Origin of the sequence: Vreelandella boliviensis LC1 (genome assembly GCF_000236035.1) — a bacterium.
Lineage (GTDB): Bacteria > Pseudomonadota > Gammaproteobacteria > Pseudomonadales > Halomonadaceae > Vreelandella > Vreelandella boliviensis.
Window position 1 is genome coordinate 1,020,390 of the sequence record NZ_JH393257.1, and the last position, 9,840, is coordinate 1,030,229.

At 54.7% G+C, this 9,840-nt stretch carries 11 protein-coding genes; 8 read left to right on the forward strand and 3 right to left on the reverse strand.

Annotated features, from left to right (window positions below; all coding sequences use genetic code 11):
• From KUC_RS19930 to KUC_RS04445, 3 genes are all read left to right on the forward strand, one after another.
• Nucleotides 1-662, forward strand: a 662-nt coding sequence (locus tag KUC_RS19930) for a thiolase family protein (RefSeq protein ID WP_244264736.1), incomplete at its 5' end; no start/stop codon positions are given.
• A 291-nt stretch (nucleotides 663-953) separates the two neighbouring features.
• A complete protein-coding gene (gene nhaC / locus KUC_RS04440) occupies nucleotides 954-2,405 on the forward strand; it encodes a Na+/H+ antiporter NhaC (RefSeq protein ID WP_007111906.1) in 1,452 nt (483 codons plus the stop codon).
• A gap of 63 nt (nucleotides 2,406-2,468) precedes the next feature.
• On the forward strand, nucleotides 2,469-2,873 hold the full coding sequence (locus KUC_RS04445; protein ID WP_007111907.1) for a universal stress protein: 405 nt from the start codon (nucleotides 2,469-2,471) through the stop codon (nucleotides 2,871-2,873).
• A 26-nt stretch (nucleotides 2,874-2,899) separates the two neighbouring features.
• On the opposite strand, the gene KUC_RS04450 is transcribed toward KUC_RS04445, so the two are convergent.
• Complete coding sequence (locus KUC_RS04450) at nucleotides 2,900-3,214, reverse strand: GIY-YIG nuclease family protein (protein ID WP_007111908.1); 315 nt, start codon at nucleotides 3,212-3,214, stop codon at nucleotides 2,900-2,902.
• Nucleotides 3,207-3,680 carry a YchJ family protein gene (locus tag KUC_RS04455; RefSeq protein WP_007111909.1) on the reverse strand — a complete coding sequence of 158 codons (474 nt, stop codon included), beginning with the start codon at nucleotides 3,678-3,680 and terminating at the stop codon, nucleotides 3,207-3,209. The genes KUC_RS04450 and KUC_RS04455 overlap by 8 nt, the downstream gene beginning before the upstream one ends.
• A gap of 185 nt (nucleotides 3,681-3,865) precedes the next feature.
• On the opposite strand from KUC_RS04455, the gene KUC_RS04460 reads away from it, so the two are divergent.
• Nucleotides 3,866-4,177, forward strand: a complete 312-nt coding sequence (locus KUC_RS04460) for a hypothetical protein (RefSeq protein ID WP_007111910.1) — start codon at nucleotides 3,866-3,868, stop codon at nucleotides 4,175-4,177.
• A gap of 79 nt (nucleotides 4,178-4,256) precedes the next feature.
• Here KUC_RS04460 and argE read toward each other — a convergent pair whose 3' ends face one another.
• The gene (argE, locus tag KUC_RS04465) at nucleotides 4,257-5,420 is read right to left on the reverse strand and encodes an acetylornithine deacetylase (RefSeq protein WP_007111911.1); all 1,164 of its coding nucleotides are present in this window, start codon (nucleotides 5,418-5,420) and stop codon (nucleotides 4,257-4,259) included.
• A gap of 274 nt (nucleotides 5,421-5,694) precedes the next feature.
• Here argE and ugpB point away from each other — a divergent pair, with 274 nt between their 5' ends.
• The 4 genes from ugpB to ugpC all read left to right on the forward strand — a co-directional run.
• Nucleotides 5,695-7,020, forward strand: coding sequence for a sn-glycerol-3-phosphate ABC transporter substrate-binding protein UgpB (gene ugpB, locus KUC_RS04470; protein ID WP_007111912.1), 1,326 nt, complete (start codon nucleotides 5,695-5,697; stop codon nucleotides 7,018-7,020).
• 64 nt (nucleotides 7,021-7,084) lie between these two features.
• A complete protein-coding gene (gene ugpA, locus KUC_RS04475) occupies nucleotides 7,085-7,969 on the forward strand; it encodes a sn-glycerol-3-phosphate ABC transporter permease UgpA (RefSeq protein ID WP_007111913.1) in 885 nt (294 codons plus the stop codon).
• Between the two features lie 283 nt (nucleotides 7,970-8,252).
• Complete coding sequence (gene ugpE / locus KUC_RS04480) at nucleotides 8,253-9,095, forward strand: sn-glycerol-3-phosphate ABC transporter permease UgpE (RefSeq protein WP_040479505.1); 843 nt, start codon at nucleotides 8,253-8,255, stop codon at nucleotides 9,093-9,095.
• Nucleotide 9,096: 1 nt separating this feature from the next.
• Nucleotides 9,097-9,840: sn-glycerol-3-phosphate ABC transporter ATP-binding protein UgpC (gene ugpC, locus KUC_RS04485; RefSeq protein ID WP_244264737.1), on the forward strand; the 744-nt coding region annotated here is incomplete at its 3' end.

Consider the following 9,840-nt stretch of genomic DNA (forward strand, 5'->3'; position numbering starts at 1 on the left):
TTTCCCGTGAGGCTATGGATGCTCTTGCCTTAAGCTCCCACCAACGCGCCGCTGCAGCCAACACAGCGGGCCATTTCGATGGCGAACGCTTAACCCTTAATAACGCTGCAGGCGAACCGGTCAGCACGGACAGCAACATCCGTGCGGATACCAGCGCCGAGCGCCTCGCTGGGCTAGACCCGGTATTTATGCAAGGCGGCGTGGTGACCGCAGGAAACAGCTCTCCACTCACATCAGGGGCTGCCGCCACGCTGCTGATGTCGGAACAGGCTCTGCACCAGCATGGCATTAGCCCATTAGCACGGGTGGTGGCCATCGCCGACTGCGGCGTTAAGCCTGAGGAAATGGGCGCCGGTGCCGCTGCTGCTATTGAGCGCGCGCTAAAACAGGCGCTGTTGACACCCCAGGATATCGACGTGTGGGAAATCAACGAAGCCTTTGCCGCCGTGCCGCTACATGCCATGGGTGAGCTTTCGATTGACCCCGAGAGCGTCAATATCTGGGGGGGCGCCATGGCGTTGGGACATCCGTTAGGCGCTACCGGCATCCGTCTCGCTGGCACACTTAGCCGACTTCTTCAATCCCGCCAACAGCGTTACGGCTGCGCAGCGGCCTGCATCGGTGGCGGACAAGGCATCGCCATCATTTTAGAACGTTGCTAGTTAAAATAATGGGCGCCCTTACAAGAGGTGCCTAGGTCATACCACTAGACGTAATAACAAAAAATGGAGTCGCTTCTGACCAAGTAGACCTTACGCCAACCTCACCTTCGTTCGATCGCGCATTACAACAAAATCAATGCAGTGCGCCATCACACGCAGACGCCAAATTGGTAGTAATGCTGCGCGCTTTTGGCTTATTTCAAGCCTCGCGTCCACGTCGTACTAGCAAAAGGCAACTGAACGCCGCTTTGGTAGCGGCAAACAATACAAACTCCTAAAAAGGAGAAATATATGTCTACGACAAATACGTCGGTAAAACGCCCTTCATTTATAGGGGCACTGATCGGTATCGGCTTCTTATGCTTCATGATGTTTGCCCAGATCTTTCTGCTGGGCGAAGACTGGGTGACTCACATCTCTTTGATCTTTGCCATTGTAGTATGTGCCATCATCGCTCTAGTATCGGGCTTCAGTTGGCAAGACATCCAGAAAGGTATTCTGTATGGCTGTGAGATTGCCATGCTGCCCATGCTGATCCTGATGATGGTTGGGGTGCTGGTGGCCAGTTGGATTGCTTCCGGCACTATTCCTTCTCTGATCTATTACGGCTTACAGCTGATCAACCCCTCCTACTTTCTGTTCACTGCCGTAATCGTTTGCGCCGTAGCATCACTGGTAACAGGCAGTTCATGGACGACCGCCGCCACTTTTGGCGTTGCTTTTATCGGCATTGGCAACGGTCTAGAGATTCCACCGGCCATGACTGCCGGTGCGGTGATATCTGGAGCCATCTTCGGTGACAAGATTTCGCCCGTATCCGACTCCACCAACCTAGCAGCGGGGGTTGCCGAAGCAAACCTGTTCGACCATATCCGATCGATGTTCTACACCACGGGCCCTGCACTGATCATTACCATTTTTCTGTTCTTCTTCATCGGTATGCAGTTTGACGGCGAAGGGGCTGATATTTCCCGCACCGCTGAACTACTGGAAGGCATCCGTGAGAATTTCTCTGTCGGTCTACTAACGTTTATCCCCCCGCTGGTGGTGGTCATTCTAGCCTACCGGCGCATTAATGCGCTGGCCGTTATGGTCATCGGTAGCCTATTGGGGGCAGGACTTGCCGTCGCCACTCAAGGCGTTGCGCTGGGCAGCATGATGAACTACATGAACTACGGCTATGTATCAGAAACTGGCATCGAAGCAGTGGATAGCCTACTCAGCCGCGGCGGCCTACAAGGCATGATGTGGACCATCTCGCTTGGTTTTATCGGGCTTAGCCTCGGCGGTCTGCTGGAAAAAACCCGCATGCTCGAAGTGTTATTGGAGAAGATGGGCAAACTGGTGAGTAATTCACGCGGGCTAATCGTTACCCACGTTTTCTCGTCGCTGGCGACCAACCTGTTCTCCGCCAGCCAGTATATTGCCATCATTATTCCGGGGCGCATGTTCGTACCGGCCTATCGCAAGCTCAAGATTCTGCCATCGGTATGCTCACGCACCTGCGAAGACTCAGCCACGGTCACTTCGCCGCTGGTTCCCTGGGGGCTGGGAGGCGCCTACTACATGGGTGTGTTGGATGTATCCGCGTGGGACTACATGGGGTGGACGTTCCTCGCCATTATCACGCCCATCATTGCTATCCTGTACGGCCTGTTCAATATCTTCATTTGGCGCGAAGGAGAGCGTAACGACGTCCACACCTACAATCAGCCAGCTGAGCCCAGCGAAGCAGTGCGTTAAAAATCAGATCAGGCACGTGGGTACGCGTGTCGTACCGCTGCTTATCAACCTGAGGGCACAACCATGTATAAGAACATTTTGATCACCACAGCGGCAGACAACAATTCGAATGTCCTGCAGAAAATCGAGGTGGCTCGTAAGCTAAGCGGTGAAGACAGCACCATACAGATCATTTCTGTCATGGAGCGGATCCCACCCTATATCGCACCGTCACTACCAAGCGATTACCGCGAAACCACCACGCAACGCATCAAGGACGATATCCGCAAAAGAATTGGCGACGAGCACTATGCGATTCATGTGGTAGAAGGCCATGCGGCGCACCAGGTGGTTAAGTTTGCTCGGCGTAACGGAGTCGACTGCATCATTGTTTCATCCAACCGCCCGGGGTTTCCTGACCATTTCATGGGTTCAACAGCACTCAGCATTGTGCGCCAAGCGGAATGCACGGTCACCGTCGTTCGGTAATACTGTCGTTCAGTTATATGCTTGGCTCAAGTATCCAGCGCCGGGTCGGAAATACCGCTGACCGCCCACTGTTTGGCCCAGCGGCGTTTTTGGCTCGGCGTTTGTTGCTTTAACTGATATTCAGCACGGCTTGCGGCGGCGCGGTCTTCAAACGGTTCGGCGCCCAGCAGCGCAACGGGAGGATTCGCACGGGTATAACGCGCCCCTTTGCCTGTGCAGTGCGCTTGATAGCGCTTCGCCAGGTTATTGGTAATGCCCGCGTAGGTACCGCGTTGGCACTCCAGCAAATAGAGATACCACTGATTATCAGCTTTCGGAGGCTTAACGATGCCACTATTCACCGCAACATACCTTTAATTTGCGCCCGCTACCACATAAGCACGGGTCGTTTCGGCGTGTCTTTAGGCGGGTCAGCGTAGGTGTGCCATCGATATACCACCAGTGTTGCTGCTCTTTAACGAAGCGAGATACTTCCTCTAATACATGCCACCCTTTTTGTGCTCGCCCTCTTTCATAGAAACAGGCACGAAAATGCACATAGCCAGTATTATCGAGTGGCGGCTCTGCGGAGACGATAGATAGCGATTTCCACTCTGTATCAGGATCAGGCGCAAGCTCTGCGGGTCGAGTCGTGGAGTGCCATGTCGCCAACAGGTAGTCGCTAAGCCCTAACACAAAAGCCGAATAGCGAGAGCGCATCAAGGCTTCAGGCGAGGGGGCAGGCTCACCTTGATGATAACGTCCACAGCATTTATCAAGCGTTAATTTGCTACCACAGGGGCAACTTAGATCAATTTTGCGGGTCATAAAAAAGCTCTTTAGTCACATCTTCTATAGCCTAACCGATACGTCCTATGCGCGTCGTCCAGCGTGTATCACTATTGTTTCGATATTTATGCTGCGTTAGGTATATAGTAGTAGGGCAATACATTCAGACGATGGGGTACGAATCACGATTGATCATTCTTTCCAAAATTTTTGGAGGTTCTCCTATGAAGGTCTTTAAACCGGAATGGCAGTGCACGTTTAGCGTAAACGAAGGCGCGGAAGAATCAGCAACTTGGAAAGAGAAAATCGCGTGGCGACTCAGGGGAGTTGCGGATCGGCTGGAAGGTGGCGGACGCACGGTAAAAATCGATTACCGCGTGACGCCAGCAGTCAGCCAACAGGAAGTCGATACTTGCTTAGGCAAGGGCTTCGAAGTAACTCAGCGCCTGCTGACGCAGTTAGCCCAACAGCAGGCGTGCGAAGATGTGATGCGCCATGCCAAAGCTGAGCTGTTTGAAGAACACCCTCAGCATTAAATTGATATCAATTGGCATGGTATAAAAAAATCCCACTCCTTTTAAAGGGTGGGATTTTTCTTGGGTGGACCTAATCAGTTTAAGCGGGCCTTTCGAGCGCACTGCCCATTTTCGTTAGAAAATCCTCGCACGCTTCCAACTGCTCAATATCAATATATTCATCGGGCTGATGCGCCTGGGCGATGCTGCCGGGGCCGAGAATAATGGTTTGTAAACCCTGCCCTTGGAACTGCCCCGCTTCCGTGGCGTAAGCCACCGCGTGATTGCAGCAAGCCGGGGGCAAATGGTCTTTGGCTAAGAGAAGCACCTGATCGTTATCGCGGTCGGCCAGGCCTGGTACCGTGACGTTAAGGGGCTCGGTAGTAATTTCAACGTGCTTGCCTTTGGCTTGCAGCTCAGCAGTTAACTGCGCGCTAAATGCTTCAAACCGCGCGTATATTTCGTCGAAGTTGTCCGTGGGCAGATGGCGAATTTCCCACTCAAACTGACACTCCCGGGCCATAATATTGATCGCCGTACCGCCTTTGATTTTACCAACGTGCAAGCTGGTGTGAGGCACGTTAAAGGCCTCATCGATGCGACCCTCTTCCACCAACGCCGCCATGGTGTCCTCAATAAAGGTCACCAACCTTGCCGCCACATGAATGGCAGAGGTGCCCTGATTGACCTGGCTGCTGTGGGCTTCGCGGCCAACCACCGTGGTACGTAGGTTGGTGGCGCCCTTCTGCGCCACCACCGGCTGCATGCTGGTCGGCTCGCCGACAATCACATGGGCGGTGGTGGAGTAGTGCTCATAGAAGCGTTTAATTAGACTGGGGGCGCCCACACAGCCGATCTCTTCGTCGTAAGAGAAGCCAAGATAAATCGGCTGCTGCAACGGCGCCTCAACCCATCTGGGCACCATGGCCAGTACACAGGCGATAAAACCCTTCATATCGCAGCTACCGCGCCCGTAGAGCCGTCCACCGCCACCATCACGCAGGGTGAACGGATCGCTCGACCACGGCTGCCCCGCCACTGGCACTACATCCGTATGCCCGGAAAGCATCACCCCGCCCGGCGCCGCTGGGCCAATTCTTGCGATCAGGTTGGCTTTGCTGCCGCAGGGGCTCATCACCCGCTCGGCGCTAACGCCGTACTCGGCCAAATAGCCTTCCACATACTCAATCAGCGCCAGATTGGATTCGCTGGAGGTGGTATCAAAGGCAACCAGTTTTTCGAGCAGCGCGACAGCATGGGACATAATGTTCTCTTTCTAAGTTCTCTTTCTAAGTTCTTTTTCTAAGCTAGCTTTCAAAAAGCTTACCAATATAGCGTGCCGCTAACCCTAACACCCTCCAGACACTTCGCCTACTCCAGACCATTAGCGTTGACTGTCATCGCGTATTCACCTCGCATTCATCAAAACGTCACCTACACTTTCTACTGTTCAGTGCATCTAAAAAATCTTAACAAACGCATTGTCGCGAGCTTATGAGCTACTCAGCTGATTAAGCTCAATCCCACAAGGAGCTGTTATGTCTCGTTTTACACTACACGCGCTAGCCGTAGGGGTGGCGACGGCCAGCCTAAGCCTGTCTGCTCAGGCGGCAACAGAGATAAACTGGTGGCACGCCATGGGCGGCCAACTGGGCGAAATTCTCGAAGAGATGACCCAAGACTTTAACGAGTCTCAGGATGATTACCACGTTACCCCCAGCTATCGCGGCACCTATACCGAAACAATGACGGGCGCGATCGCCGCCTTCCGTGCCAATGAGCAGCCGCATATCCTGCAGGTATTTGAGGTCGGCACAGGCACCATGATGAACGCCAAAGGCGCCATCTACCCGGTGTACGAGCTGATGGAAGAGCACGGTCGCGCTTTCGATAACGATGCCTTCCTGCCCGCCGTGGTGGGTTATTACACCGACACCGACGGCAATATGCTGTCGTTCCCGTTCAACTCCTCTACCCCGATTATGTACTACAACCGCGACATGTTTGAGGAAGCGGGTCTGGATCCCGAGCAGCCCCCACAAACCTGGCAAGAAGTGGCCGATTTTTCGCGCCAAATCGTCGACGCTGGAGCGGCCAGCTGTGGCTTTACCACCTCCTGGCCGAGCTGGGTAATGCTGGAAAACTTCTCCGCTTGGCATAACGTGCCGCTAGGTACGTTGGAAAACGGTTTTGGCGGCATGGAAACCGAACTGACCTTTAACAATGAGCTGGTCGCTCGCCATTGGGACAACCTCCACGACTGGCAGGAAGAAGGTGTCTTTAAATGGGGCGGCCCTGGTTCTGGCCCCGACTCAGAGCCGATGTTCTACTCCCAAAACTGCGCGATTTTCTTCGGCTCTTCTGCTTCACGTGCCGATGTCGCCGCCAATTCAGAATTTGAAGTCGGCTTTGGTATGCAGCCCTACTACGATGACGTAGAAGGCGCACCGCAAAACTCGATTATCGGTGGCGCCACCCTGTGGGCCATGCAAGGCCATAGCGACGATGAGTATGAGGCCGTTGCGGCGTTCTTTGAGTACCTCTCCCAGCCAGAAGTACAGGCGCAGTGGCACCAGCAAACCGGCTACTTACCCATCACCCAAGCCGCTTGGGATTTGAGCAAAGAGCAGGGCTACTACGATGAGAACCCCGGTGCGGATATTTCGCTTAAGCAGATGACGCTTAACGAGCCAACCGAGAACTCCAAAGGCCTACGCTTTGGTAACTTCGTGCAGATTCGCGACATCATCTCCGAAGAGATGGAAGCGGTGATGACCGGTGGCAAATCGGGCCAGGAAGCAGCTGACGACGCAGTAGCACGCGGCAATGATCTGCTGCGTGACTTCCAAGCTGCCAACCAGTAAATAAGCACTCACTTCGCCGCTCACCTGAAGGTGGGCGGCGCTTTCGTTTGGATGCGAGCTGCCCATGCAAACTAAACGCATGACCTACCCGGGTCGCTTTTTGCCCTACGCGCTGCTGGCGCCCCAGGTAATTGTGACGCTGATTTTCTTTATCTGGCCTGCGGGTCAGGCGCTGTATCAGTCACTACTGCGCGAAGACGCCTTTGGGCTTCGCTCGACGTTTGTGGGGCTTGAGAACTTTGCTCGCCTGTTCCGCGACGGCAGCTATGTCAATTCACTGTCGGTAACGGCGGTGTTCGCCGTCGGCACCACACTGCTATCAATGTCGGTGGCGCTTTTATTGGCCAGCACCGTCAACCGGATGATTCGCTCACGCAGTACCTACACCACGCTACTGGTGTGGCCCTACGCCATTGCGCCTGCGCTGGCCGGTGTTTTGTGGTGGTTTATCTTCAACCCCTCCATCGGCATTGTGCCTTATATGCTGGAAATGGTGGGTTATCAGTGGAACCACCGCAACTCGGGCAGTGACGCCATGCTGCTGGTGATTTTTGCCGCCGCCTGGAAGCAGATCTCCTATAACTTTCTATTTTTCCTGGCGGGCTTACAGTCCATCCCACAATCGCTGATTGAAGCCGCCTCTATTGACGGCGCCAGCCCAACCAAGCGCTTCTGGACGATTATTTTTCCGCTGCTGACACCCACTACCTTTTTCCTAATGGTAGTTAACGTGGTGTACGCCATGTTCGATACCTTCGCGATCATTCACGCCACCACCGCAGGCGGCCCGGCCCAGGCAACCAACATTTTGGTTTACAAAGTGTATGCCGACGGTTTTGTCGGGCTCAACCTGGGTTCTTCTGCGGCTCAATCGGTAATTCTGATGGTGATTGTGGTGGCATTAACCATGATTCAGTTCCGCTTTATTGAGCGCCGAGTCAACTACTAGGGCCTGTTGAAGTTTCACTCACGGCCGCGCTGGAGCCCGTTTTTATTCGCGGCAAGGCAGGAGGAGAGAGGTTTGGTGATTCCAAATGAACGACGACTAACGCGGCCGCGGGTAAAAACGGGCCCAGCCCTACGGGTTGTCCCACAAATCGCGCCATACGGCGTTGCAAAACTTGAAAAGGGAACCACCCTTCCCTGCGTTTTGCGCCTTGTCTGGCGCGATTTGTGGGGCAACGCGGTTCGCGATGAAACGTCAACAGGCCCTGGCCTTTGGGAGAACGTTAATGGTTGAAAACCGCCCTTGGGCTAATCTGGTAGCCCATATTGTTTTGCTCTCTGGCGTCGCGCTGGTGGCTTTTCCGGTGTATGTCGCGATTGTCGCCTCGACCCATTCCCTGTCGGGTTTACTGCAGGGCACGCTGCCGCTGCTGCCCGGCGGCCACGGGATCGAAAACTACACGCGCATGTGGCAATCCGGCGTCTCTAATGCCGGTGCACCGCCCGCCGCCCTGATGCTGTGGAACAGCTTTATCATGGCCATGGCGATCACCGTGGGTAAGCTGTCTATTTCGCTGCTGTCCGCCTTTGCCATCGTCTACTTCCGTTTCCGCTTTCGGATGTTCTTTTTCTGGATCATCTTCGTCACCTTGATGCTGCCGGTGGAAGTGCGCATTATTCCGACGTTTCAGGTGGTGGCGGATCTCAATATGCTCAACAGCTTTGCCGGGCTGTCGATTCCGCTGATCGCCTCGGCCACCGCCACTTTCCTGTTCCGCCAGTTCTTTATGACCATTCCCGAAGAGATGCTCGAAGCCGCCCGCGTCGACGGCGCGGGGCCGCTGAAGTTTTTTAAAGACATCCTAATGCCGCTGTCGGTGACCAATATCGCCGCGCTGTTTGTGATCATGTTTATCTACGGCTGGAACCAGTACCTCTGGCCGCTGATTATCACCACCGATCCTGACTATTACACCATCGTGATGGGCATCCAGCGCATGACATCGGAAGAGAACCCCCAGTGGCAACTGGTGATGGCCGCGGTGGTCATGGCCGCGCTGCCGCCGGTATTAGTCATTCTGTTTATGCAACGCCTATTTGTGAAAGGCCTGACCGAGACGGAGAAATAGCATGGCCAGCATTACCTTGGAAGGGCTAAAGAAAACCTATAGCGGCGATGTTCACGCCGTCAAAGGCATCGACTTACAGATTAAGGATGGCGAGTTCGTGGTGCTGGTCGGGCCTTCCGGTTGTGGCAAATCCACCCTGCTGCGCATGGTGGCAGGATTGGAAACCATAACCGAAGGCACGCTTAAAATCGGCGATCGGGTGGTCAACAAGCTCGAACCCGCCGAGCGCGATATCGCCATGGTGTTCCAGAACTACGCGCTCTACCCGCATATGACGGTGTACAACAACCTCGCCTATGGTCTGAAAAACCGCGGCTTTAAAAAAGACGAGATTGATCAGCGCGTTCACGTTGCCGCCAAAATGCTCGAGATCGAAGAGTTTCTAGAGCGAAAACCGCGCAAGCTCTCCGGTGGCCAGCGCCAGCGGGTGGCCATGGGCCGTGCCCTGGTGCGCGACCCGGCGGCATTCTTATTCGATGAGCCACTCTCGAATCTGGATGCCAAACTGCGCGTGCAGATGCGCGTCGAGATCAAGCAGCTACAGCGGCGTTTAAAAACCACCAGCCTGTATGTGACCCACGACCAGCTGGAAGCCATGACCCTGGGCGATCGTTTGGTCGTGCTCAACGCCGGGCAGATCGAGCAAGTGGGCACGCCGATGGAGATCTACGCCCGCCCCGCGACCATGTTTGTGGCCGGGTTTATCGGCTCCCCCCCCCTGAATATGCTGCCCGTGGATTACCTG